Source organism: Amycolatopsis orientalis, assembly GCF_000943515.2.
GTDB classification, from domain to species: domain Bacteria; phylum Actinomycetota; class Actinomycetes; order Mycobacteriales; family Pseudonocardiaceae; genus Amycolatopsis; species Amycolatopsis orientalis.
Genome location: NZ_CP016174.1, coordinates 3,201,256 through 3,223,571, shown reverse-complemented (window position 1 = coordinate 3,223,571; position 22,316 = coordinate 3,201,256). Strand labels below are relative to the sequence as shown.

At 70.8% G+C, this 22,316-nt stretch carries 25 protein-coding genes and 1 pseudogene; 17 read left to right on the top strand and 9 right to left on the bottom strand.

The features are described 5' to 3' along the window. Positions 1-150 precede the first annotated feature (150 nt). Complete coding sequence (gene crcB, locus SD37_RS14465) at positions 151-561, top strand: fluoride efflux transporter CrcB (protein ID WP_044850431.1); 411 nt, start codon at positions 151-153, stop codon at positions 559-561. Beyond that, positions 558-929 (top strand): fluoride efflux transporter CrcB, encoded by a 372-nt coding sequence (crcB, locus tag SD37_RS14460; RefSeq protein WP_044850432.1) that lies wholly within the window; start codon positions 558-560, stop codon positions 927-929. The genes crcB (SD37_RS14465) and crcB (SD37_RS14460) overlap by 4 nt, the downstream gene beginning before the upstream one ends. Before the next feature lies 1 nt (position 930). Here the strand turns inward: crcB (SD37_RS14460) and SD37_RS14455 are convergent, their stop codons facing one another. Continuing rightward, positions 931-1,356, bottom strand: coding sequence for a MarR family winged helix-turn-helix transcriptional regulator (locus tag SD37_RS14455; protein WP_044850433.1), 426 nt, complete (start codon positions 1,354-1,356; stop codon positions 931-933). A gap of 86 nt (positions 1,357-1,442) precedes the next feature. On the opposite strand from SD37_RS14455, the gene SD37_RS14450 reads away from it, so the two are divergent. Next, positions 1,443-2,519: an NAD(P)/FAD-dependent oxidoreductase gene (locus SD37_RS14450; protein ID WP_044850434.1), complete on the top strand. Its 1,077-nt coding sequence runs from the start codon at positions 1,443-1,445 to the stop codon at positions 2,517-2,519. A gap of 81 nt (positions 2,520-2,600) precedes the next feature. Here SD37_RS14450 and SD37_RS14445 read toward each other — a convergent pair whose 3' ends face one another. The 3 genes and pseudogenes from SD37_RS14445 to SD37_RS14435 form a co-directional block, all read right to left on the bottom strand. Continuing rightward, the gene (locus tag SD37_RS14445; protein WP_044850435.1) at positions 2,601-3,554 is read right to left on the bottom strand and encodes an LLM class F420-dependent oxidoreductase; all 954 of its coding nucleotides are present in this window, start codon (positions 3,552-3,554) and stop codon (positions 2,601-2,603) included. Next, on the bottom strand, positions 3,551-5,665 hold the full coding sequence (locus SD37_RS14440) for a S9 family peptidase (protein ID WP_044850436.1): 2,115 nt from the start codon (positions 5,663-5,665) through the stop codon (positions 3,551-3,553). The genes SD37_RS14445 and SD37_RS14440 overlap by 4 nt, the downstream gene beginning before the upstream one ends. A 20-nt stretch (positions 5,666-5,685) precedes the next feature. After that, positions 5,686-6,540 (bottom strand): annotated as a pseudogene (locus SD37_RS14435) (PPK2 family polyphosphate kinase). Positions 6,541-6,696: 156 nt separating this feature from the next. Between SD37_RS14435 and rocD the strand changes: the two are divergent. Together rocD and SD37_RS14425 are read left to right on the top strand one after the other, a co-directional pair. Further along, positions 6,697-7,899, top strand: coding sequence for an ornithine--oxo-acid transaminase (gene rocD / locus SD37_RS14430; protein WP_044850437.1), 1,203 nt, complete (start codon positions 6,697-6,699; stop codon positions 7,897-7,899). 31 nt (positions 7,900-7,930) lie between these two features. Next, positions 7,931-9,292, top strand: a complete 1,362-nt coding sequence (locus SD37_RS14425) for a DUF2252 domain-containing protein (RefSeq protein ID WP_044850438.1) — start codon at positions 7,931-7,933, stop codon at positions 9,290-9,292. Positions 9,293-9,397: 105 nt separating this feature from the next. On the opposite strand, the gene SD37_RS14420 is transcribed toward SD37_RS14425, so the two are convergent. Beyond that, positions 9,398-10,279 (bottom strand): FAD-dependent oxidoreductase, encoded by an 882-nt coding sequence (locus SD37_RS14420; RefSeq protein WP_044850439.1) that lies wholly within the window; start codon positions 10,277-10,279, stop codon positions 9,398-9,400. A 70-nt stretch (positions 10,280-10,349) separates the two neighbouring features. Here SD37_RS14420 and SD37_RS14415 point away from each other — a divergent pair, with 70 nt between their 5' ends. After that, entirely contained in the window at positions 10,350-10,958 is a 609-nt protein-coding gene (locus tag SD37_RS14415; RefSeq protein WP_044850440.1) for a phosphatase PAP2 family protein, read from the top strand. On the opposite strand, the gene zapE is transcribed toward SD37_RS14415, so the two are convergent. Further along, positions 10,912-11,946, bottom strand: coding sequence for a cell division protein ZapE (gene zapE / locus SD37_RS14410; RefSeq protein WP_044850441.1), 1,035 nt, complete (start codon positions 11,944-11,946; stop codon positions 10,912-10,914). The genes SD37_RS14415 and zapE overlap by 47 nt on opposite strands. Positions 11,947-12,044: 98 nt before the next feature. On the opposite strand from zapE, the gene SD37_RS14405 reads away from it, so the two are divergent. From SD37_RS14405 to SD37_RS14360, 10 genes are all read left to right on the top strand, one after another. After that, a complete protein-coding gene (locus SD37_RS14405; protein ID WP_044850442.1) occupies positions 12,045-12,791 on the top strand; it encodes a pyrimidine reductase family protein in 747 nt (248 codons plus the stop codon). Continuing rightward, positions 12,788-13,345 (top strand): RNA polymerase sigma factor, encoded by a 558-nt coding sequence (locus tag SD37_RS14400; RefSeq protein ID WP_037303778.1) that lies wholly within the window; start codon positions 12,788-12,790, stop codon positions 13,343-13,345. The genes SD37_RS14405 and SD37_RS14400 overlap by 4 nt, the downstream gene beginning before the upstream one ends. Next, on the top strand, positions 13,345-13,770 hold the full coding sequence (locus SD37_RS14395; protein WP_044850443.1) for an Asp23/Gls24 family envelope stress response protein: 426 nt from the start codon (positions 13,345-13,347) through the stop codon (positions 13,768-13,770). The genes SD37_RS14400 and SD37_RS14395 overlap by 1 nt, the downstream gene beginning before the upstream one ends. Positions 13,771-13,903: 133 nt before the next feature. Then, positions 13,904-14,365 (top strand): Asp23/Gls24 family envelope stress response protein, encoded by a 462-nt coding sequence (locus SD37_RS14390; RefSeq protein WP_044850444.1) that lies wholly within the window; start codon positions 13,904-13,906, stop codon positions 14,363-14,365. Then, positions 14,365-14,541: a hypothetical protein gene (locus SD37_RS14385; protein WP_005157087.1), complete on the top strand. Its 177-nt coding sequence runs from the start codon at positions 14,365-14,367 to the stop codon at positions 14,539-14,541. The genes SD37_RS14390 and SD37_RS14385 overlap by 1 nt, the downstream gene beginning before the upstream one ends. Then, positions 14,538-14,903 carry an Asp23/Gls24 family envelope stress response protein gene (locus tag SD37_RS14380; RefSeq protein ID WP_044850445.1) on the top strand — a complete coding sequence of 122 codons (366 nt, stop codon included), beginning with the start codon at positions 14,538-14,540 and terminating at the stop codon, positions 14,901-14,903. Before SD37_RS14385 ends, SD37_RS14380 begins: the two co-directional genes overlap by 4 nt. Before the next feature lie 14 nt (positions 14,904-14,917). Beyond that, positions 14,918-15,454 (top strand): DUF6286 domain-containing protein, encoded by a 537-nt coding sequence (locus SD37_RS14375; protein WP_044850446.1) that lies wholly within the window; start codon positions 14,918-14,920, stop codon positions 15,452-15,454. Further along, positions 15,451-16,038 (top strand): hypothetical protein, encoded by a 588-nt coding sequence (locus SD37_RS14370; protein ID WP_044850447.1) that lies wholly within the window; start codon positions 15,451-15,453, stop codon positions 16,036-16,038. The genes SD37_RS14375 and SD37_RS14370 overlap by 4 nt, the downstream gene beginning before the upstream one ends. 28 nt (positions 16,039-16,066) lie before the next feature. Continuing rightward, positions 16,067-17,146, top strand: coding sequence for an ATP-dependent DNA ligase (locus SD37_RS14365; RefSeq protein WP_044850448.1), 1,080 nt, complete (start codon positions 16,067-16,069; stop codon positions 17,144-17,146). A 72-nt stretch (positions 17,147-17,218) separates the two neighbouring features. Beyond that, entirely contained in the window at positions 17,219-18,784 is a 1,566-nt protein-coding gene (locus tag SD37_RS14360; RefSeq protein WP_044850449.1) for an alpha/beta hydrolase, read from the top strand. 136 nt (positions 18,785-18,920) lie between these two features. Here the strand turns inward: SD37_RS14360 and SD37_RS14355 are convergent, their stop codons facing one another. Beyond that, positions 18,921-19,163 (bottom strand): DUF2630 family protein, encoded by a 243-nt coding sequence (locus SD37_RS14355; protein ID WP_044850450.1) that lies wholly within the window; start codon positions 19,161-19,163, stop codon positions 18,921-18,923. A 90-nt stretch (positions 19,164-19,253) separates the two neighbouring features. On the opposite strand from SD37_RS14355, the gene SD37_RS14350 reads away from it, so the two are divergent. Then, positions 19,254-19,610 carry a thioredoxin family protein gene (locus tag SD37_RS14350; protein ID WP_037303795.1) on the top strand — a complete coding sequence of 119 codons (357 nt, stop codon included), beginning with the start codon at positions 19,254-19,256 and terminating at the stop codon, positions 19,608-19,610. Between the two features lie 87 nt (positions 19,611-19,697). On the opposite strand, the gene SD37_RS14345 is transcribed toward SD37_RS14350, so the two are convergent. Further along, positions 19,698-20,627: a proline dehydrogenase family protein gene (locus tag SD37_RS14345; protein WP_044850451.1), complete on the bottom strand. Its 930-nt coding sequence runs from the start codon at positions 20,625-20,627 to the stop codon at positions 19,698-19,700. 18 nt (positions 20,628-20,645) lie between these two features. Beyond that, on the bottom strand, positions 20,646-22,283 hold the full coding sequence (pruA, locus tag SD37_RS14340) for an L-glutamate gamma-semialdehyde dehydrogenase (RefSeq protein ID WP_044850452.1): 1,638 nt from the start codon (positions 22,281-22,283) through the stop codon (positions 20,646-20,648). Positions 22,284-22,316: the final 33 nt, after the last annotated feature.

Sequence of the window (22,316 nt, the reverse complement as noted above, 5' to 3'; positions counted from 1 at the left end):
AACGGACGGACCGAAAATCGGCCTGGAGCGTCGCCAAGCCTACGACACGTCCGGCGAAAAATCACCGCTCAGCAGGGAAGAACGGCCTTGCGAGCGATCTTCGACACCGTGGCGCTTCTTCACCCGGACAGCGGTTCTAAGCTGCCATCCATGGCTGATCCGGCATCCGTCCCGCGTCCGCCGTGGGACGTGCTCGCGGCCATCGGCGCGGGGGGCGCGCTGGGCAGCCTGGCCCGCTATGGGCTCTCCGCCGTCCTCCCCCATTCCCGGGACCAATTCCCGCTTTCGACCTTTGCCACCAACGTTTCCGGCTGCCTGCTGATCGGCGTCCTGATGGCGGTCGTCACCGGTGCCGCGCATCCGCACCGGCTGCTGCGCCCGTTCCTCGGCGTCGGGATCCTGGGCGGTTACACCACGTTTTCGACCTACGCGACGGAAACGCTCGATCTGGTGACGACCGGCCATCCGTTCACCGGATTGTCGTATGCGCTCGGCACGGTGGCCGCCGCGCTGGTGGCGGTCTACGCCGGACACGAGATCACCCGCTCGGTGATGAAATGACCGTTCTCTTCGTCGCGCTCGGCGGCGGCGCCGGGGCGATCCTGCGCTACCTGACCGACCTGCGGATGCGGGCGTGGCTGGGCGCCGCGCTCCCGTGGGGCACGCTCGCCGTCAATATCGTGGGCTCGGCGATCCTCGGGATGCTCACCGGCTGGGCACTGCACGGCGGACAGCCAGACGCCGTGCATTCGCTGCTGGCTGTCGGCCTCTGCGGCGGGCTCACGACGTTCTCGACCTTCGGATACGAAACGCTGCGCCTGTTCACCGGGAAGGCGCGGCTGCGCGCCGCGCTGAACGTCGGCGTCACCATGATCGCCGGGATCGTCGCCGCGGCGACCGGGCTGCTGCTCGCCGCCCTCTGGTTCTGACTCAGTCTTCGGGCAGCATCCGCCACGCGGCCTCCGCGATCGCCTCGCGCTGTTCGTCCGGGAGCCCCGCCGCCATCTCCTCCAGCTTTTCGACGACGCCTTCGTGCGCGGCGTGCGCGAGCCGGAGACCCTCTTGAGTCAGCGTGATCCTGAGTGCGCGGCGATCGCAGGAATCCGCGACCCGCTCGACGAGCGCGCGCCGCTGCACCCTGTCCACCAGGCCGGTGACGCTCGACTTCTCCAGGTTCAGCAGCCTGCCGAGCTCGGTCATCCCGACCCCCGTCTCGCTCTGCGCCAGCACACAGAGCAGCTGCGCCTGCTGCGGCGTGAGGTCGTGGGAACGGCCGACGTCGATGAAGGCCTTCTGCACCAGATGCGAGAGGCGGACGAGCGCTGTCGCGAATCCGAGGTCTTCGGCCGTGGTCATGACCGGAGTCTACTTGACGGTTGTTGGTACTGCGAACTAATGTAGTTCGCAGTACCAACATTACGTACTACGAACTAGGGGATCTCATGACCACGACCGTGGCCGTCATCGGCGGGGGATACGGCGGCACCACCGTCGCCAAGGAACTGGACTCGTTCACCGACGTCGTCCTCGTCGAGCCGCGCGAGGATTTCGTCCACCACGTCGCCGCGCTGCGCGGGCTCGTCGATCCCGAGTGGACGGACCGACTCTTCTACCCGTACACCCGGCTCCTCGAGCGCGGACGGGTCCTGCGCGATCACGCGGCGAGCGTGGACCAGAGCGGTATCACGCTCGCTTCGGGGGAACGGCTCACGCCGGACTACACCGTGCTGGCGACCGGCTCGGCGTACCCGTTCCCGGCGAAGATCGACTTCCGGGACAGCGCCACGGCGAAGGCGAAGATCCGTGCCACGCGGGAGGAACTCGCGGGCGCGGAGAAGGTGCTGCTGCTCGGCGCGGGCCCGGTAGGGCTCGAACTGGCCGGGGAGATCAAGGCGGTGTGGCCGGAGAAGGCCGTGACGATCGTCGACCCGGCGGAGGGGATCCTGCCGGGCTTCCCGGACGATTTCCGCGCCGAGATCCGGCGTCAGCTCGACGAACTGGGTGTCGAACTCCTGCTGGGGACTTCGCTGACCGAGTCGCCGGTCTCGGAACCGGGGCAGGCCAAGACGTTCACCGCCGCGCTGACCTCCGGCGGCGAGGTGACCGCCGACCTGTGGTTCCAGTGCTTCGGCGGCGCGCCGCACACGGCGTACCTCGACGGCGACCTGGCCGCCGCCCGGCAGGCGAACGGGCAGGTGGCGGTGACCGCCGAGCTGCGGCTTCCCGGCCAGGAGCGGGTGTTCGCGCTCGGTGACATCACCGCGCTGCCGGAGGGGAAACTGGCGAAGGTGGCCGGTGATCACGCCGAGGTGGTCGTGGCCAACATCCGGGCGCTGATCGAGGGCGGCGAGCTGCGGACCCACACCCCCGGCGCGCCGATGATCTCGCTCCCGCTCGGGCCGTCGGGGGGCGCGACCTACACGGTGGAGACGGGCATCCTGGACGCGGCGACGACGTCGGAGATCAAGGGGTCGCACATGATGGTGTCCCGGTTCGAGGAGCTTTTCAACGTCGCCTGAGTGCGCTCGCGCGCGCTATGAAAGGACCTTTCCTTGCAAAATTTGCAAGGAAAGGTCCTTTCATAGCAGCCGGCGACCAAGTCAGGACCGAGGCGCCAGCCCCCGAACCTGAGCGAACGGGTCCTCCCCCGTCGGCAGCAGCGCGATGATCGGCGTCGTCAGCCCATTGTCCACATAGGACTGCACCTGCTCGCGGCAGGAATCGAGGCTGCCGTGGACGATCAGCTCGTCGACGACCTCGTCCGGGATGACCTGGTTGGCCTTCTGCCGATCGCCCGCGGCCCACGCCTCGTGCATCGGCGCGAGTGCCTCGCCGCGGCCGAGCCATTCGTGGAACGCCGCGTACACCGGCACGGTCAGGTAGCTCGAGATGAGCATCCGGCCGAGCCCACGCGCCGCGGCCTTGTCCTCGGTGGGGCAGACGAAGATCCGCGCGGCCAGTTCGGCGTCCGGCCCGATCTCCTTGCGCACCTTGGGCACGTCGGAGGCGGCGAGCCAGTTGGTGATGGCGCCGTCGGCCTCCCGCGCGGCCAGCCGCAGCATGCCCGGCCGCAGCGCCGCGAGCATGATCGACGGCGGTGGGTCGGCGGGCCGCTCCAGCCGGAACTTGCCGACGGAGAAGGTCTCGTACTCCTCGGTGACCTTCTCCCCCGCCAGCGCCGACCGCAGGAAGCGCAGGGTGTCACGGGATCGCGCGAACGGGGCCTCGAACTCGGCGGCGTTCCAGTTCTTCACGATCACCGGCGACGACGCCCCGATGCCGAGCACGAACCGGCCGGGCGCCAGTTCCGCGACGGTGGCCGCGCTCATCGCCAGCAGGCCGGGGCCGCGGGTGTACACCGGCACGATCGCGGTGCCGAGCCGGAGCTCCGGCGCCCACTGCGAGGCCAGCACCAGCGGGGTGAAGGCGTCGTTGCCCGCCGTCTCGGCCGACCACGCGTCGGTGTAGCCGAGATCGGGCAGCCGCTCGACCAGCTCCTTGTGCGCCGCGAGCGGCACCCCGGTCAGCGGAATCGTGATGCCCCACCGTTTCATGCGTTCTCCTCGCTCTTCACCGCGTCACCGGACAGCTCGCGCACGATCCAGTCCACCTGCGTGCGCATCAGGTTCTCCGCGACCTCCTCGGCTTGCGGCGTCATATGCGTCGCGCCGGCCAGCGGCAGGAACACGTGCGCGCGCCCCTTGGCCAGCAGTGCCGACGACAGGCGCAACGAGTGCGCGACGAAAACGTTGTCGTCGGCGAGGCCGTGCACGATCAGCAGCGCCCTGGACAGGTCACCGGCGTCGGCGATCAGCGAGTTGTGCTCATACGCCGCCGGTTCCTCCTGCGGCAGCCCGAGATAGCGCTCGGTGTAGTGCGTGTCGTACAGCGCCCAGTCGGTCACCGGGGCGCCCGCCACACCGGCGTGGAAGACGTCGGGACGGCGCAGCACGGCCAGCGCGGACAGGTAGCCGCCGTAGGACCAGCCCCGGATCGCGACCCGTTCCAGATCCAGTTCCGGATGGAGCGCGGCCGCCGCGTGCAGGGCGTCGACCTGGTCGGCGAGGGTGACATCGGCGAGTTTGCCGGCGATCTCCTTCTCCCAGGCGGCACCCCGGCCCGGTGTGCCGCGCCCATCGGCGACCAGCACCGCGAAGCCCTGGTCCGCCAGCCACTGCGGGGTCAGGAAGGCGTTGCGGGTCTGCAGGACACGCTGGGCGTGCGGGCCGCCGTACGGATCGAGCAGCACCGGGAGCTTGCCTTCGCTCTCCTCGTATCCGGTCGGGAGCACCAGCGCGGCACGCAGGCCGCGCTCCCCCAGCGTCAGCCAGGTCAGGTTCGGCACGACCTCGGGGTCGACGGTGTGCGAACCGATACTCGCCACCGTCTTCCCGCCGGAGACGACGGTCACCACCGGGCCGCTGCGGTCCAGGCTCCACGACGAGAGCACGGCCAGCGAAGCGGTTCCGGCGCCGACGTGCACGCCGTCCTCAGTGGACAGACGGCGGAGCTCGCCGCCTTCGGTGCGGAAGACGTGGATCTGTGTCGGGTCGGCTTCCGACGCGCTGAACAGCACCTCGTCCCCGACGTGCAGGATCGAGCGCACCTGCAGTCCCGGCGGGGTGACCGCGACCCCGTCGACGATCAGCCGGTGGTCGCCGTCGGCGGCGCTCTCGCGCACCAGGCGGCCGTCGGCCGTCCACGCCGGGACGCCCGCGGCCAGCTCGACCCAGTGCCGGTCGGTCTCGGTGTGCAGCACCTCGACCGAACCGTCCGCAGGATCGACCGCCTCGATCCGGAGTTCGCGCTGGTCCCGCGTCTGCACCGAGAGCAGCGGCTTCCCCGCCGCCGACCAGTGCACCGCGGCCAGGTACTCCCAGCCCGACTTCTCGACGTCGACCCGCGAGCCGTCGAGCCCGATGATCGCCAGCGTCACGTCGGCGTTCTTCGTCCCGGCGGCCGGGTACGCGACGACGTTGGCCGGCGCCTGCGGGTTGGCCGGGTCGGCGATCGTCCAGCGCGGCACGGCCGTCCGGTCGGAGCGCTCGACCAGCAGGCTCTTCCCGTCCGGGGACCACCAATAGCCCCGGGTACGGCTCATCTCCTCGGCCGCGATGAACTCCGCGAGCCCCCAGGCGATGTCTTCGCCGTCTTCCTCGACGAGCACGCGGTCCTCGCCGGTGGCGCGGTCGATCACCCGCAGCCGCCGGTCGCGGACGTAGGCGACACTCGTGCCGTCCGGGCTGGGCCGCGGGTCGACGACCGAGCCGTCGACCAGCACCGACACCTCGCCGGTGGCCAGGTCGAGGGTGTGGAGCTTGCCCGAGAGCGAGAACGCGGCGACGGTGAAGGCGTCGTCGACCGCGTAGCCGACCACGCCGCCGCCGGTCTCCCGGCTGCGCTCGCGGCGGGCGCGCTCCTCGGCGGGCAGATCCTCTTCACCGGGCAGCAGTTCGGCCGCGTCGACCAGCTTCGTCTCCTCGCCCGACACGACGTCGAACGACCACAGGCTGTGCCGCGGGTCGGTACCGGACTCGGACCGCAGGAACAGGATGCGGGAAGCGTCGGGGGCGACCTTGAACTCTTTCGGCGCGCCGAGGGTGAAGCGCTGGGTGCGGGCCTGACGACGGAGGAACGGGAGATCTTCGAGGCTGGTGTCGGTCACGTCCGCACTCTCTCAGACACTCATCCCGGTACGCCAACGCCTTCCAGCTTCTTCAGTTCCGCGCCGGGATCGAAGTCGGCGGGCGGGAACTTCGGGTCCATCTCCTCGATCGTCTCGATCAGGAGCCGCGCGACCAGCTAGTTGCGGTACCACTTGTGGTCGGCGGGGACGGCGTACCAGGGCGCCGCCGGGGTGGAGGTCTTGGCGAAGATGTCGGCGTAGGCCTTCTGGTAGTCGTTCCATTGGGCGCGCGCGTCGAGGTCGGCGGGGTTGTACTTCCACCACTTCGCCGGGGTCTCCAGCCTCGCCTTGAGCCGTTTCAGCTGCTCCTCCGGCGAGATGTCGAGGAAGACCTTGACGATCGTCGTACCGGCCTCGGTCAGTTCCTTCTCGAACGCGTTGATCTCGGCGTAGCGCTTGCGCCACTCCGCTGCGGGCACGAGCTTCTGGACTCGCGGGACCAGGATGTCCTCGTAGTGGGAACGGTCGAAGACGCCGACCTGCCCGGGGACGGGGAGTTGCTTGCGGATCCGCCACAGGTAGTGGTGGCGTGCCTCGGCGGCGGTCGGCTTCTTGAACCCCGCGTACCGCACGCCCATCGGGTTGACCAGGCCGAGGACGTGCCCGACCGTGCCGCCCTTGCCGGAGGTGTCCATCCCCTGCAGCACCAGCAGGACGCTGCGGTTCCCGCCGCCGACGCCCTCCGCGTAAAGGGCCTCCTGCAGCTTGGCGAGCCTGTCGCCGGAGTCGGCGAGGTCCTTGAGCGCCCTCGGCTTCTTGTGCGGTCCGACCGGGAACGAGCCGGGATCGTGCCGCTCGGTCCCCTTGCCGATCCTCAGCGCGTCCCGGACGGAGCCGTGGTCCTTTTTCGCCATCCGGCGACGATAACCGCGCTCCGGCCGTCCCGCCCGTGGTGATCAAGTTCCGCCGCACACGATTTCGCCACTCGAAGGAGCCGAAACGCAACGAACAACGGGTCAAAGCAACGTTTCCCGGATGAAAGCAGACGGATGGCCATCTAACCTGAACGCATGACGACCGCCGACTTCATCGCGCTCGACGAGCAGTGGAGCACGCACAACTACCACCCGCTGCCCGTGGTGATCGCCACCGCCGAGGGCGCCTCGGTCACCGACGTCGAGGGCAAGACCTACCTCGACTTCCTCTCCGGCTATTCGGCGCTGAACTTCGGGCACCGCCACCCCGGGCTCATCGCCGCCGCGGTCGAGCAGTTCGGCCGGGTCACGCTGACCTCGCGCGCGTTCCACCACGACCAGCTCGGGCTGTTCTGCCGCGAACTCGCGGAGCTGACCGGCACCGAGATGACGCTGCCGATGAACTCCGGCGCGGAGGCCGTCGAATCCGCGGTGAAGATCGCCCGGAAGTGGGCGTACCAGGTCAAGGGCGTTCCCGACGGGATGGCCGAGATCATCGTCGCCGGATCGAACTTCCACGGCCGCACGACGACCATCGTGTCCTTCTCCACCGACGAGACCGCGCGCGCCGACTTCGGCCCGTTCACCCCGGGCTTCGTCACGGTGAAGTACGGCGACGTCGACGCGCTGCGCGACGCGATCACCGAGCGCACCGCCGCGATCCTGCTGGAACCGGTACAGGGCGAGGCGGGCGTCATCGTGCCGCCGTCGGGCTACTTCGCCGAGGCGCGGCGGCTGTGCGACGAGCACGGCGTCCTGCTGATCGCCGACGAGATCCAGTCCGGTCTCGCCCGCACGGGCACCGTCCTCGCGCTGGACCACGAAGGCGTCCGCGCCGACGTCTACACCCTGGGCAAGGCGCTCGGCGGCGGGATCATGCCGGTCTCGGCCGTGGTCGGCAGCCAGGACGTCCTCGGTGTTCTGCGGCCGGGCGAGCACGGCTCGACCTTCGGCGGGAACCCGGTGGCCTGCGCGATCGGGCGGGCCGTGGTCGGGCTGCTGAAGACCGGCGAGTTCCAGGAGCGGTCCCGGGAACTGGGCGCGCACCTGCACTCCCGGCTGGGCGAACTGGTCGGCGACGGACTGGCCGAGGTCCGCGGCCGCGGGCTCTGGGCCGGTATCGACATCGCGCCCGGCGGGCCGACCGGGCGGGAGGCGTCCACCGCGCTGGCCGAACGCGGCGTGCTGTGCAAGGAGACCCACGACCACACCCTGCGGATCGCGCCGCCGCTGGTGATCACCCGCGAGGAACTCGACCGCGGTATCGACGCGATCACGGAGGTCGTCGGGATCCGGTGAACCTTTCGGGCGGCCGGTACGTTGGCTGTCCATGGGAGACGAGCGGGAGTGGGTGGAGCGGCCGCTGGTCGGCACCGAGACGGTGACGCCGGAGGACTGGTTCGCGAGGGGTAAGGCGCTGCGGGACAAGGCGCCGACGTCCGCGCACGACCACGCGGCGGCGGGCAAGGACCGTCCCGGCGTGGCGGAGTTCTTCGCGCGGACCAACGAAGGCCGTCTCCCGGAGCTGGTGGAACTGCGGCGTGAGCGCATGCTCGCGTCGCCGTTCACCTTCTACCGCGGCGCGGCCGGGCTGATGGCCGCCGACCTGGCGGGCTCGCCGGCGTCCGGGCTCACGGCGCAGCTCTGCGGGGACGCGCACGCGGCGAACTTCGGGCTGTACGGCACGCCCGAGGGCCAGATCGTGATGGACATCAACGACTTCGACGAATGCGTGCCCGGGCCGTGGGAGTGGGACCTCAAGCGGCTCGCCGCCAGTCTCGTGCTGGCCGGGCGCGAGGGCGGGATCGGCGAGTCGGGCTGCCGTGAGGCCGCCGAGGACGCCGTGAAGTCCTACCGGCGCACGATCCGGGGGCTCGCCGAACTGCCGTTCCTGCGGTCGTGGAACGCGCTGCCGGACGCGTCGGTGCTGAACAAGGTCCGCGCGCACGACCTGATCGATGACTTCGAGGAAGCCGCGGAGAAGGCACGGAAGAACACCAGCGCCAAGGTCACCGCGAAGTGGACGCGGCGGATCGACGACCACGAGACCGGCCTCGAACGGCACCGGTTCGTCGAAGACCCGCCGGTGCTCACGCATGTGGACGACGCGACGGCGGACGCGGTGGTCACCGGGCTGGTGTCCTATGTGGACACACTGCGCGAATCGCGGCGGACGCTGATCTCGCGGTACCGGGTGTCCGATGTGGCCTTCCGCGTGGTCGGCACCGGCAGTGTCGGGCTACGGAGCTACGTCGCACTGCTGCACGGGAACAGCGGTGAAGACCTTGTGCTGCAAGTGAAGCAGGCCAATCCGTCGGCGCTGGCGCCGTACCTCGGCCTGCCCTCGCCGGAGCACGAGGGCCGCCGGATCGTCGAAGGCGCGCGGCTCGTGCAGGCCGAAACGGACATCCTGCTCGGCTGGACGACCATCGACGGTCTGCCGTACATCGTGCGCCAGTTCCGGAACCTCAAGGGCGATATCGATCCCGCGGATCTGAAGAAGGACCACCTCGACGACTACGGCCGGCTGGCCGGCGCGTTGCTGGCGCGGGCGCACGCGCGGTCGCTGCATCCGCGGATGCTGGCGGGGTACTTCGAGGACGACGAAGACCTCGACGAGGCGATCGGTGCCTACGCCGTGCGCTACGCGGATCAGACCGAAGCAGACTTCGCGGCCTTCGCTGCCCTCTAACCTCCCGCATTTAGTCCTCTAAATGCGGGGGGCTGAAAGCGTCCTTCACCGCATGCGACGCGCGGAAAGGGCCCTTCACCGCGTCACATGCGGCGAAGGGCCCTTTCAGCTCACCACCAGGGCCAGGACGTCGGCAGCGCAGCCCCAGGCCAGCGTGATCCCCGCGCCCCCGTGCCCGTAGCAGTGGATGACGTCGCCCTCGCGGTCCAGCCGCACCTCGGGACGGAACGGGCGCAAGCCCACCTTCGCCCCCAGCACCGGCGCGTCCGCCAGCTCGGGCACGAGTTCCCGGCACCGCCGGACGATGTCCGCCGTGACACCGGGGTCCGGCTCGACGGAATCGCGTCCGGGTTCCTGCGTGCCGCCGCAGACGACGTGCCGTCCATGCGGGATCACGTGCCGCAGCACCGGCGAGGACCCGTCGACGATCCACTCGGTCAGCCCCGGATCGGCGAGGTGGACGACCTGGCCACCGACCGGCACCACCGTGCTGTCCCCCGCCAGCCGCCCGCCCCCGAGCCCGGCCGCGTTCACCACGAGGTCCGCATCGAGGTCGCCGAGCCGCGCGACGGTGCGGTATTCGGTACGCGCGCCCAGTGCGGCGACCCGGTCGGCGAGCCAGGCGAGGTACACCGGCGTGTCGACCACCGCGGTCGTGAAGGCGAGCCTTCCCGGTTCGTGGTCGAGATCCGGCATGGAGAACGCCCACGACGGCACTGACGCCTCCCGCGGGACGAGGTAGGTCCCCCTGGCCGTGCGGACACCGGGCGCGCCGAGCGAGCGGTATTCGCGCACACTCGCCGCGGTCCAGCGGTCGACCCGGGCGGAGTTCGCCGCCAACGGAGGGAAGAGCACGCCCCCGGCGACCGCCGACGTCGTCTCGCCGGGGGCGGCGGCGGTCAGCACCGTGACGTCGTGCCCGGCCTCGACGAGCCGGTACGCGCAGCTCAACCCGATCACCCCGCCACCGACCACACTGATCCGCATCGAAAACCCCCTTCGTCCTCGCGAACCGTCCCTGCATGGTGACTGATCACCCGTCACGTAATCTCGCCGGATGAGCGGAAGAGCGCCGTACGGGCTCGTCGCGGTGACCTGCGCGGTCATCATGGCCGTACTCGGCTTCCTGGTCTCCGGGGAAGGGCTCGCGAGCCCCGACGTCCTCGCCCTCAGGTGGGTGGAGCGCACCTTCGGCGGCGACATCGGCCTGCTGCGGCTACTCGTCCTGCCGACCGAGGCCTACGTCCTGATCCCGGTCGCGCTCCTCGCCGCCACCCTGTGCCTGCTGGGACGTCGCAGACTCGAAGCGGTACTGACCCTCACGAGCCCGCTCGTCGCCATCGCCGCCAACACCTGGGTGCTCAAACCGCTTTTCGACCGCTGGAAGAACACCTACCTCGCCTACCCCAGCGGCCACACCGTCGCGCTGGTCGCGGTGCTGACCGTGCTCGTGCTGCTCGCCCGCCCCGGGGTCGCGACGGCCGTCATCGCGATCGTGGGCGCGGTGGTGCTCGGCGCGGTCACGATCGGCATGATCGGCCTGGGCTATCACTACCTGACCGACGTCGTGGGCGGCACGCTGTTCGCCGTCGCGGCCGTCTGCGGGACGTGGGCGCTGCTCACCTGGGCTGCACGGCGTCGCGCGCCAATGCCGTCAGACGGCTGACGGCGCGCAGGTACTTCTTGCGGTATCCGCCGTTCACCATCTCCTCGGTGAACAGCAGCGGCACCGGCTCGCCCGAGACGACCAGCGGGATCGCGCGGTCGTAGAGCCGGTCGGCGAAGGCGACCATCCGCAGTCCGACGTTCTGATCGGGGACCGGGTGGATGTCGCGCAGGTGCACGCGGGTCACGCCGTCGAGAAGCCGTCCGTACCGCGAAGGATGCAGCCCGCCCAGGTGCTCGCACAGCGCGTCGAAATCGTCCACAGTGGACTCGGGATGGGCGGCGGCGGACGCCTCCAGCTCCTCCGGGCTCGCGGGCGGCGGCGCGTCCGGGAGCCCGCGGTGGCGGTAGTCCGGGCCGTCGACCCGGCAGACGCCGAACCGGGCGGACAGCGACTGGATCTCGCGCAGGAAGTCCGCCGCGGCGAACCGGCCCTCGCCGAGTTTGTCCGGCAGCGTGTTGGAGGTCGCCGCCACGAAGACGCCCGCCGAGATCAGCTCCTGCAGCAGCCGCGTGACGAGCATGGTGTCGCCGGGGTCGTCGAGTTCGAACTCGTCGATCGCCAGGAACCGGTGCTCGGACAGCCGCCGCACCGCCTCGGCGAACCCCAGCGCGCCGACGAGGTGGGTCAGCTCCACGAAGGTCCCGTACGCCTTGGGCGACGGGGTCTCGTGCCACGTCGAGGCGAGCAGGTGCGTCTTGCCGACGCCGAAGCCGCCGTCGAGATAAAGCCCCCTCGGCCCGGACGGCGTCTCGTCCCCGCCGCCGAACAGCGCGCGCAGCTTCGACTTCGGCTTCCGATTCGACGCCTCCGCCACGCGCTTCGCGAACGCGCTACAGGTGACGACGGCCTCGGCCTGGCTCGGCTCGTCGGGGTTGGGCACGTAGGTGGAGAACCGGACCGCGTCGAACCGGGGCGGCGGGACGAGCGCGGTGATCAGCTCGTCGGCGGACAGCTCCGGACGGCGATCGATCAGGCGGGCGGGCATTCGCCGAGAGTAACGGCACCGGCGACGGCCGTTCACCCTCCCTGAACGGGCGTATCCCCCGCTCAGCGGTGTCGTCGGGCGCGTGCTGGGATAGGCGTATGCGGCTTCTGTGGCCAACGACACCGGCGGACCCCGTCTCCGACGCCGACCTGGAGCGGCTCTACGGGTATCCCGAAGACCTGACCCGTCCCTGGGTCCAGGTCAACTTCGTCAGCTCCGCGGACGGCGCGGCCGCGGTCGACGAGCTGTCCGAGGGCCTTTCGCATCCGGCCGACAAACGCGTCTTCCTGCTGGGGCGCCTGCTCTCCGACGTGATCCTGGTCGGCGCGGGCACGGCCCGCGCCGAGGGCTACCGCGGCGCGCGGATCAGCGCCGAGCGGGCCGCCCGCCGGGTCTCCCTCGGGCTGTCGGAGGTCCCGCCGATCGCCGTGGTCACCCGGTCGGGTGACCTCGATCCCGCGGGCCCGCTGTTCACCGACACGAAGGTGCCGCCGATCGTCATCACGACCGAGAAGGCCCCGCGGGCCGCGCTGGAGCGCGCGGGCGCCGAGGTGATCCTGGCCGGGACAGACGACGTGGATCTGGGCACCGCGCTCGAACTCCTCGGGAAACGGGGGCTGTACCGCGTCGACTGCGAGGGCGGGCCGACGCTGTTCGGCGACCTGATCGCGGCCGATCTCGTCGACCAGTTGTGCCTCACCGTCGCCCCTCTGCTGGCGGGCGCGGGCGCGCGCCGGATCGCGCACGGCCGTCCCGCCCCGGAGCCCCGGCGGATGGACCTCGCGTCGGTACTGTCCGAGGACGGTTTCACCATGCTGCGCTACCGCCGCCGGGAGGGCGGGTGAGCGAGCCCGCGCCGGTTCCGGACGAGGAACTGGCGGCCAGGGCCGCCGGCGGGGACCACGGTGCCTTCGACACCCTGGTGCGGCGGCACACGGCCAGGATGTACCGCGTGGCGCTGCGGATCACCGGCAGCACGTCGGAGGCCGAGGACGTCGTCCAGGAGGCCTGGCTTTCCGCGTGGCGCGCGCTGCCCGGCTTCCGGTACGAATCCGCGGTGTCCACCTGGCTCTACCGGGTGACCACCAACGGCGCGCTGGGCCAGGTCCGGCGCCGGAAACCGACGGTGCCGCTCGACGAGGGCGACGCGGGCGTCGTGCCTGGTCCGGAGGGGCATGTGGTGAGCGCGGAACAGGTCGGCGCGGTGCTGCGCGCGATCGCCGAACTGGACGTCGGCCAGCGGATCCCGCTGATTCTGCGAGAATTCGAGGGGCTGACCTACGAGGAGGTGGCCGAGGTCCTCGAAGTGAGTGTGCCCGCGTTGCGGGCCCGGCTGCACCGCGCCAGGGTGGCGCTGCTGGCGAAGCTCGGCGACAACTTCCGACCCGGGGAACGGTGATGAGCGAGGATCCGCGCGACGACCCCCGGTGGGAGCAGGTGCGCGCCGCCGCGAGCCGTCCGGTGCCGACGCCGCCCGGGCTCGTCGAACGGGTGCTCCGCTCGGTCGGCGGTGTTCGCGGGAGGCACACCACCTCGCCGCTCGATCTGCCGTCGGCGGGCGGGAAGACGCAGGTGTCGGAGCGGGCGCTGGTGCTGATGACCCGGCGGCTCGCCGCGGAGATCGGCCGCGACCTCGGCGGGGTGTACGTCTCGGCCGTCGCGCTCGAAGACGAAGTGCTCCAGGTACTCGTGACGGTCCGGTTCGGCGTCGAAGCGGCGGCCGCGGACGTGCTGCGCCACCGGGTCACCGAGGCGCTGACCCGCCAGCTGGGCTCGGCCCCGCCCGCGGTCAACGTCCACGTCGTCGACGTGCATCCCGACTGAGCACCGGACCTGATTACCCCGTTCGGGGGACATGGCGGGACGGCTCACCCTGCGCGCGTGTCCTGGTCGGTGAGAGCGTTAGGGAACGCCGCGCGCGGGTCGTGTGGCGCAGGTGCGAGAAGGAGCGAACTTCATGGCGCAGCCGAGCGTGAGCAAGCCCGACACCCGGTTGACGGGCGCCGGGACCGGGTCGGCCCTCAACGAGGAAGGAGCCGCCGGTAAGACCACGATCTCGTCGGTGGTGGTGCAGAAGGTGGCCGGACTCGCCACCCGTGAGGTGACCGGGATCCACGCGCTGGGCGGCGGGGTCTCGCGGGCCTTCGGCGCGATCCGCGAGCGCATCCCCGGTTCCGGCACGGTCACCACGTCCGGGGTCTCGGTCGAGGTCGGCGAGAAGCAGGCGGCGATCGACCTCGACGTCGTCGTCGAGTACGGCGCGCGCATCGTGGACGTGGCGCGGGCGGTGCGCCGCAACGTGATCGGCCAGGTCGAGCAGATCACCGGCCTCGAGGTGATCGAGGTCAACATCGCGGTCAACGACATCCACCTGCCCGACGAGAACGGCGGCGAGACCGAGACCTCGCGGGTCGAATGATGAACGGCACCCAGACCGGCCTGCTCGCCGGGCTCATCCTCGGCCTCGCCGCGACCCAGGGCTTCACCGCGTTCCTGGTGACACTGGCCGTCGGCGTCATCGGCCTCGTCCTCGGCCGCGTACTCGACGGCGAACTCGACCTCGGCGACCTGTTCGGCCGGGGCCGCGACAAATGACCCTCCCGCCCGAACCCGGCGACCCCGAGGACCGCGGCACCCTCACCATCGCGCCCGCCGTGGTCCGCAAGATCGCGCAGCACGCCGCGGACCAGGTCGACGGGACCACGCGGGCCGAACGGCGGATCGCCGGACTCGGGCTGGGGACACACGGCGCGAGCGCGAAGGTCGGCGGTGAGGGCAACGACGTCGACCTCGTGCTCGACGTCGCGCTGAACTATCCGGCGCCGGTGCGGCGGATCGCAGGCGATCTGCGCGCCCGGGTCACCGAGGAGGTCGAGCGGATCACCTCGTACCGGGTCCGCGACATCTCCGTCACGGTCTCCGCGCTCCTGCCCGACATCGCGCCCCGCGTCCGCTAGAAGGAGCACAAGGCATGCGTTTGTTCGTCCGCCTGCTGTCCGCCCTGATCGGGCTGGCGCTGGCCGCCGCCGGGGTCCTGCTGGTGCTGGAGGTCGGCTGGGGCTGGTGGCGGCCGGGGCGCGGCCCGCTGTTCGTCCCGTGGGACGGCTGGCGCGACAGGCTCGCGGAACTGTCCTGGGACAGTTCCCCGGTCCGGCTCACCGCGATCGTCGCCGGGGTGGTGGGCCTGCTGCTGATCCTCGCGGCGGCTTCGGCCGGACGTCGTGCCATCCGGCTGACCGATCCGGCGAACGAGGTCAGCGTGACCACGTCGCCGCGGTCGCTCGCCCGGCTGGTGGGGGTGACCGTCCGCGCGCAGGAGAACGTCGCCGGCGCGAAGGTCACCGCCACCGCCAAGAAGATCCGCGTCCGCGCGACGAGCAGGCTGGAGACCGAAGGCGAGCTGCGGCCGCGGCTGCTGGACACGGTCTCCGGTCTGCTCGACGAAGTCCCCCTCCTGCGGCGGCCGAAGGTGTCCGTCGTCGTCGACTCCCCGAAGGACCGCCGATGAGCCGTTCGGTCTCCGCCAAGGCACTCGGCCGGTCCACCGGCACCGAACGGATCCTGACCGTCCTCATCGGACTCCTCGCGCTGCTCGGCGGGGTCGCGGTACTGGTGATCGGCGCCGGCTGGCTCGGCACGTACCGCGGCCGCCGTCCGCTGGCCGACCCCCTCGCGCTCGACTGGCTCGCGCGGCACGCGCTCCCCTCCCGGGTGGGCGCACTGGTGCTCGGGGTGCTCCTGCTGTGGCTGGGACTGTGGTGGTTTTTCCGGTCGCTGCGCCCGGAAGGCCGTCCGGACCTCGAACTCGACGACGACCTCGTGGTGACCTCCTCGGCCATCTCCGACGCCGTCCGCGCCGACGCCGAGACGATCGACGGGATCGGCCGCGCCCGGGTCCGCGCGGTCGGCGACAGCGACAACCCGGCGCTGCGGATCACGCTCTGGCTGAACGAGGGCACCGACCTGAAACGCGTGTGGGAGCAGCTCGACCGCACCGTGCTGGCCCGCGCGCGCGAATCGCTCGGGGTCGACGTCCTGCCCACCGCCGTCCGGCTCGAACTCGACACGGCAGCACCGCAACGGGTGCGCTGACCGCGCCGATACGGCAAGAATGGCCGTCATGTCGCTTCCCTTGACGCCGCCGGTCAAACCGATGCTCGCCAAACCGGCGAAGGCCATCCCCGATTCCGGCGGCCTGCTGTTCGAGCCGAAGTGGGACGGCTACCGCTGCCTGGTGTTCCGCGACGGCGACGAGCTGACCCTGCAGTCGCGGTCGGAGAAGCCGCTCAACCGGTACTTCCCCGAAGTCGTCGAGCGGCTGAAGGCGACGCTGCCGGAGCGGATCGTGCTCGACGGCGAACTGGTCGTCGGCCGGGACGGGAAACTGGACTTCGACGCGCTCACCGACCGGATCCACCCCGCCGAAAGCCGGATCAAGCTGCTCGCGGAACAGACCCCGGCGGAGTTCGTCGCGTTCGACCTGCTGGCGCTCGGCGACGAGTCCTATCTGGACGAACCGACGTCGAAACGGCGGGAACGGCTGGAGAAACTGGCTTCCGACGGCATCCACCTGACCCCGGCCACGGCGGATCCGGCGGTCGCGCGGCACTGGTTCGAGCTGTTCGAGGGCGCGGGACTCGACGGCGTCATCGGCAAACCGCTCGACGAGCCGTACAGCCCCGGCAAACGCGTGCTGCTGAAGTACAAGCACTCGCGGACCGCCGACTGCGTGCTGGCGGGGCTGCGCTGGCACGTCGACGGCGAACCGGGCGAGCTGGTCGGCTCGTTCCTGCTCGGGCTGTACGACGAGGACGGCGTGCTGCACCACCCCGGCGTCGTCGGCTCCTTCCCGGTCACCCGGCGGCGTGAACTGGCCGAGGAACTGGCGCCGCTGATCACCGACGGGACCGATCACCCGTGGCTGGGCGACAACGTGCGGGAGAACCAGCGGATCCCCGGCGGCATCACCCGGTGGAAGTCCAAAGAAGCCCCGTGGGTGCCGCTGAAGCTGGAGAAGGTCGTCGAGGTCGGCTACGAGCACACGGAGGGCGGATATCCGTCGCGGTTCCGGCACACCGCGCAGTTCAAGCGCTGGCGTCCCGACCGCGAGCCGGATTCCTGCACCTACGCCCAGCTCGACGAGGTCGCCAGGTACGACCTGGACGCGGTGTTCCGCGGCGAGGTCAAACGCACCCGTTAACCGGCGCCTGACACACCACCTGCGAAGCTCACCCACGAGCTTTTGTCATGCCCGGAAAGTGAGGACCAGCCCGTGCGCCCCGCCAGCACCGTCCGCCGCAGGCCACGGCTGATCCTGACGACCGCCCTGGCCGCGACGGTGCTCGCGGGCTGCACGGCCGGGCCGTCGGTGCGCCCGGCGGTGATCGACAACGACGGCAAGACCACTCCCGGTTCCTCGACGGTCGCGCAGCAGGTGCCGCTGCCGCCGCTGAACGAGCCCCGGTCGCCGTCGCTCAAATGGGAGGACTGCGACGAGGCCACCCGGCAGCGGCTGGGCCAGCCGTCCGTGCCGGACACGCTGAAGTTCTCCTGCGCCAGGGTGCCCATCACGGTCGACGCGCCGGACCTGCCGGGGCGCGGGCTCGCCCGGATGTCGGTGGTCAAGACCGGGGACGGGCCGATCCCGCTCGTCGTGGTCAACGACGTCGACGGAGAGCCGGGTTCGCTCTACGCCGCGCGGCTGGCCGCGGCGCTGCCGCCCGAGTACTTGCAGAAGTTCTCCCTGATCGGCGTCGACCGGCGCGGGACAGGGGCGTCCTCGCCGGTCCAGTGCGTCCCGGCGCAGATCCGCGCCGACCTGCTCGGCGGCGACCCGGCGGTGGGCGACCTCGAAGCCGTGGTCGACGCGGCGCGCAAGGCAGGCCAGCAGTGCGCGATCGAACTGGACGACTCGCAGGTCGCGATGGACAGCTGGCGGGCCGCGGGTGATCTCGAAGAACTCCGGGAGCAGCTGGGCCTCGACAGGCTGCACGCGCTGGGGCGCGGTGACGGTTCGAAGGTCCTCGCCGAATACGCCGTGCGGTTCCCGGCGCAGGTGGGCCGGGTCATGCTCGACGGCCTGCCCGATCCGGGCGCCGACACGGCCGCCGTCCAGGACGCCGTCGCCGCGGGCGCACAGGCCACGCTCGACGCGTTCGGCGCCGACTGCATCGCCAGGGGCTGCCCGCTCGGTGACGCCCGCTCGGCCGTGAACGCCGTCGCGGACCGGCTCCGCGCCGCCCCCGCCATGACCACCGACGGAGTGGAGATCACGCCGGGGATCGCGCTGTACGCCGTCTATTCCGGGCTCACCCAACGCTCGCGCTGGGTGGAACTCGCCGAAGCGCTCAAGACCGCGCAGACCGGCGACGTCACGCCGCTGGCCGCGTTCGCCGAACCTGCGCTGAAGGACACCCGGGCCCGGCCGACCCGGCTGGACGGCACCCTCGCCACCAAATGCAACGACAGCGCGACCCGGCTCTCGGCCGAAGAACTCACCCGCCTGACGACGACGCTGCGCGGCAAGTACCCGCAGTTCGGTGTCTTCGCCGCGCAGCTGCTGGCGTGGTGCAGCCCCTGGCCCGTGCGCCGCGAACCGCTGCCGCCCGCCGGCGCCCCCGGCGCTCCGCCGATCCTCGTCGCGGGCACCGCGACCGATCCGGTCACGCCGGAGCAGGGCACCGGCCGGGCCGCCGACCAGATGCCGAGCGCGGTGACGATCACCTGGCAGGGCGCCGGGCACGGCGCCCTGACCCTTTCGCCGTGCGTCACCGACGCGACGCGGGCGTTCCTGATCGACGGGAAGATCCCCGCGGACGGGACCCTCTGCCCGGCCTGATCCACTCCGGCTCGCCCCCCACGGAGCGTGACGCCGTTCCACTCCTCACGCGCGCCATGAAAGGTCCTTTCCTTGCAAAATTTGCGAGGAAAGGACCTTTCCTAGCGCGCGTGAGGTGCCCGGCCGGCGCCGCCCGTTACTGCCGGTAAGACTCCACCTCGCTGATCGGCCGCGCCGAAGCCTGGTCCGGATCCTCGTCGAACTCGACCCGGGCCCGCCGCTGCCGCAGCAGGTCCCAGCACTGGTCCAGCTGCTGCTCGACACTGGCCAGGCGCGACCGGTCGTCCGAGCTGAGCCCGGTCCCGATCGCCCGCGAACGGAGTTCGTGCTCCTCGCTGACCAGTTCGTCGATCCGGCTGAGGATGTCCCCGTCGGCCATACGCACCTCCCGCGAAACGTGGGTTGCTCCATCCGAGACGCTACGCGCCCGCGCGGGAATGTGCGCCCTTCCCGATTCGTTACGCCCGGCATGAGCACAGTGGAGCTGACCGCCGCCAACTTCGATCAGGTCGTGTCCGAGAACGACTTCGTGATCATCGACTTCTGGGCGGGCTGGTGCATGCCGTGCCGCCAGTTCGCACCGACCTACGAGAAGGTGTCGGGCAACCACGACGACATCGTTTTCGCCAGCGTCGACACCGAAGCCGAGCAGCAGCTGGCCGCCGCCTTCGACGTGCGCTCGATCCCCACGCTCGCGGTGATCCGCGACAAGACGGTCATCTACTCGCAGCCCGGCGCGCTTCCGGAGAAGACGCTCGAAGACCTGATCCAGCAGGCGCGCGACATCGACATGGACAAGCTCAAGGAAGAGGCCCAGGAGGCATGACGGGCGTGAAGAAGGGGCCCTTCCCGGCGGATTTCGCCGGGAAGGGCCCCTTTGTACTTCAGCGGAACCGTGCCACCGGGAGCCGGGTCAGCCCCGGGTGGCGAGCCCGCGCAGGAAGAACGCCAGGTTCGCCGGGCGTTCCGCCAGCCTGCGCATGAAATAGCCGTACCATTCGTCGCCGTAGGGGACGTAGACGCGCATGGTCTTGCCGTCCCCCGCGATCCGGCGCTGCTCTTCGGGACGGATCCCGTACAGCATCTGGAATTCGTGGTCGTCCGCCTTGCGGTCCGCGTCCATGGCGAGCTTCTCGGCGATCGCGATCATCCGCGGGTCGTGCGAGGCGACCATCGGATAACCCTTGCCCCGCATGAGGATCTTCAGGCAGCGCACGTAGGACTTGTCCACTTCGGACTTGTCCTGGAAAGCGACCTCTTCGGGTTCGGCGTAGGCGCCCTTGCACAACCGGACGCGGGAGCCTGCACCGGCGAGGTCGCGGCAGTCCTGTTCGGTCCGCCGCAGGTAGGCCTGCAGCACCGCGCCGACCCACGGGTACTCGGTGCGCAGTTCCCGCAGGATGCCCAGGGTCGAATCGGTGGTGGTGTGGTCCTCCATGTCGAGGGTCACCGTGGCACCGACCGCCTCGGCCGCCGCGCAGATCTTGCGGGCGTTCTCCAGGGCGACCTTCTCGCCGTCGACGGGCAGGAACTGGCCGACCGCGGACAGCTTCACCGAGACGTCCGCGCCGAACGCGAGACCGTCGGCCGCCAGCGCGGACAGCAGTTCCTCGTAGGCACGGACGGTCGTCGCGGCCTGCTCGGCGTCGGTGGTGTCCTCGCCGAGGTGGTCGAGGGTCACCCGGAGGCCGTCATCGGCCAGTTCACGAACCACCCGGGCGGCGTCGGACGTCTTCGAACCGGCGACGAACCGGCTCACCACCGATCGGGTGGCGGGGACGACCTCGACCAGCTTGCGCATCCGCCGGGATCGGGCGGCGGCGAGCAGCGGGGCACGCAACATCACGGACTCCTGGGGATCTCAGCCCTGGTGGGGGTAACGGACGCCGGTCGGCGGGACGAAGGTCTCCTTGATCGAGCGCGGGCTCGTCCAGCGGAGCAGGTTGAACACCGAACCGGCCTTGTCGTTGGTGCCGGACGCGCGACCGCCGCCGAAGGGCTGCTGCCCGACGACCGCGCCGGTCGGCTTGTCGTTGACGTAGAAGTTGCCGGCCGCGAAACGCAGCGCCTCGGACGCCTTCGCGACGGCCGTGCGGTCGTTGGCGATGACAGCGCCGGTGAGCGCGTAGTCGGCGGTCTCGTCGACCAACTTCAGCACGTTGTCGAAGCCCTCGGCGGTGTCGTCGTCGTAGACGTGGATCGCGAGGATCGGGCCGAAGTACTCGGTGCGGAAGATCTCGTGCTTCGGGTTGTCCGAGACGAGGATCGTCGGGCGCACGAAGTAGCCAACGCTGTCGTCCGCGGTGCCACCGGCGATGACCTCGACCTCGGCGTCCTCGGCGGCACTGGCCAGCACGGCGGCGTGCTTGTCGAAGGCGCGGCGGTCGATCACGGCGCCACCGAAGTTGCTCAGGTCGGTGACGTCGCCGTAGGTGAGGGCCTCGGTCTCGGAGACCAGTTCGTCCTTCAGGCTCGCCCAGAGCGAGCGCGGGACGTAGGCGCGGGACGCGGCCGAGCACTTCTGGCCCTGGTACTCGAAGGCGCCGCGGATCAGCGCGGTACGCAGGATGTCGACGTCGGCCGAGGCGTGCGCGAGCACGAAGTCCTTGCCGCCGGTCTCGCCGACCAGACGCGGGTACGTCCGGTAGCCGCCGATGTTGGCACCGACGGTGCCCCACAGATGCTGGAACGTCGCGGTGGACCCGGTGAAGTGGATCCCGGCCAGGTCGCGATGGGTGAGAGCGACCTCGGAGACGGCCTTGCCGTCACCCGGCAGGAGGTTGATCACGCCCGGGGGCATGCCCGCCTCTTCGAGCAGCCGCATCAGGTGGTGCGCGGCGAAGCTCTGCGTCGGCGACGGCTTCCACAGCACGACGTTGCCCATCAGCGCGGGCGCGGTCGGCAGGTTGCCGGAGATCGCGGTGAAGTTGAACGGGGTGATAGCGTACACGAAGCCCTCGAGCGGGCGGTGCTCCATCCGGTTCCAGATACCGGGCGAGCTGGTCGGCTGCTCGGCGAGGATCTGGCGGCCGAAGGCGACGTTGAAGCGCCAGAAGTCGATCAGCTCGCAGGCGGAGTCGATCTCGGCCTGGAAGGCGGTCTTCGACTGGCCGAGCATGGTGGCGGCGTTCAGCCGGGCACGCCAGGGGCCCGCCAGCAGGTCGGCGGCGCGCAGGATGATCGCGGCGCGGTCGTCGAAGGAGAGCGCGCGCCAGCCGGGGGCGGCGGCCTTGGCCGCGGCGATCGCGTCGTGGGTGTCCTGCGCGGTCGCGCTGTGGATCACGCCCAGCACGGCCTTGTGGTTGTGCGGCTGGACGACCTCGATCTTCTCGCCGCCGCCCTTGCGCTGCTCACCGCCGATCGTCGCGGTGATGTCGATGGGGTCGGCGCCGCCCAGCGACTTGAGCGCGCCCTCGAGTTCAGCGCGCTCCGCGCTGCCCGGCGCGTAGTTCAGCACCGGCTCGTTCTTCGGGGCGGGGGTCTGGGTCACGGCGTCCACTGACTGCTCCTGACTTCACTTCGCCGGTTAGAG

What these genes read in the sequence shown, in the direction of transcription:
- SD37_RS14455 (WP_044850433.1), bottom strand. Translation starts at nt 1,356, where the DNA reads ATGACCACGGCCGAAGACCTCGGATTCGCGACAGCGCTCGTCCGCCTC.
- SD37_RS14370 (WP_044850447.1), top strand. Translation starts at nt 15,451, where the DNA reads ATGAGCCGTTCGGTCTCCGCCAAGGCACTCGGCCGGTCCACCGGCACC.
- SD37_RS14395 (WP_044850443.1), top strand. Translation starts at nt 13,345, where the DNA reads ATGAGCGAGGATCCGCGCGACGACCCCCGGTGGGAGCAGGTGCGCGCC.
- SD37_RS14415 (WP_044850440.1), top strand. Translation starts at nt 10,350, where the DNA reads ATGAGCGGAAGAGCGCCGTACGGGCTCGTCGCGGTGACCTGCGCGGTC.
- rocD (WP_044850437.1), top strand. Translation starts at nt 6,697, where the DNA reads ATGACGACCGCCGACTTCATCGCGCTCGACGAGCAGTGGAGCACGCAC.
- SD37_RS14405 (WP_044850442.1), top strand. Translation starts at nt 12,045, where the DNA reads ATGCGGCTTCTGTGGCCAACGACACCGGCGGACCCCGTCTCCGACGCC.
- SD37_RS14375 (WP_044850446.1), top strand. Translation starts at nt 14,918, where the DNA reads ATGCGTTTGTTCGTCCGCCTGCTGTCCGCCCTGATCGGGCTGGCGCTG.
- SD37_RS14390 (WP_044850444.1), top strand. Translation starts at nt 13,904, where the DNA reads ATGGCGCAGCCGAGCGTGAGCAAGCCCGACACCCGGTTGACGGGCGCC.
- SD37_RS14425 (WP_044850438.1), top strand. Translation starts at nt 7,931, where the DNA reads ATGGGAGACGAGCGGGAGTGGGTGGAGCGGCCGCTGGTCGGCACCGAG.
- SD37_RS14355 (WP_044850450.1), bottom strand. Translation starts at nt 19,163, where the DNA reads ATGGCCGACGGGGACATCCTCAGCCGGATCGACGAACTGGTCAGCGAG.
- SD37_RS14385 (WP_005157087.1), top strand. Translation starts at nt 14,365, where the DNA reads ATGAACGGCACCCAGACCGGCCTGCTCGCCGGGCTCATCCTCGGCCTC.
- SD37_RS14350 (WP_037303795.1), top strand. Translation starts at nt 19,254, where the DNA reads ATGAGCACAGTGGAGCTGACCGCCGCCAACTTCGATCAGGTCGTGTCC.
- SD37_RS14450 (WP_044850434.1), top strand. Translation starts at nt 1,443, where the DNA reads ATGACCACGACCGTGGCCGTCATCGGCGGGGGATACGGCGGCACCACC.
- crcB (WP_044850432.1), top strand. Translation starts at nt 558, where the DNA reads ATGACCGTTCTCTTCGTCGCGCTCGGCGGCGGCGCCGGGGCGATCCTG.
- crcB (WP_044850431.1), top strand. Translation starts at nt 151, where the DNA reads ATGGCTGATCCGGCATCCGTCCCGCGTCCGCCGTGGGACGTGCTCGCG.
- SD37_RS14365 (WP_044850448.1), top strand. Translation starts at nt 16,067, where the DNA reads ATGTCGCTTCCCTTGACGCCGCCGGTCAAACCGATGCTCGCCAAACCG.
- SD37_RS14380 (WP_044850445.1), top strand. Translation starts at nt 14,538, where the DNA reads ATGACCCTCCCGCCCGAACCCGGCGACCCCGAGGACCGCGGCACCCTC.
- SD37_RS14345 (WP_044850451.1), bottom strand. Translation starts at nt 20,627, where the DNA reads ATGTTGCGTGCCCCGCTGCTCGCCGCCGCCCGATCCCGGCGGATGCGC.
- SD37_RS14445 (WP_044850435.1), bottom strand. Translation starts at nt 3,554, where the DNA reads ATGAAACGGTGGGGCATCACGATTCCGCTGACCGGGGTGCCGCTCGCG.
- SD37_RS14420 (WP_044850439.1), bottom strand. Translation starts at nt 10,279, where the DNA reads ATGCGGATCAGTGTGGTCGGTGGCGGGGTGATCGGGTTGAGCTGCGCG.
- zapE (WP_044850441.1), bottom strand. Translation starts at nt 11,946, where the DNA reads ATGCCCGCCCGCCTGATCGATCGCCGTCCGGAGCTGTCCGCCGACGAG.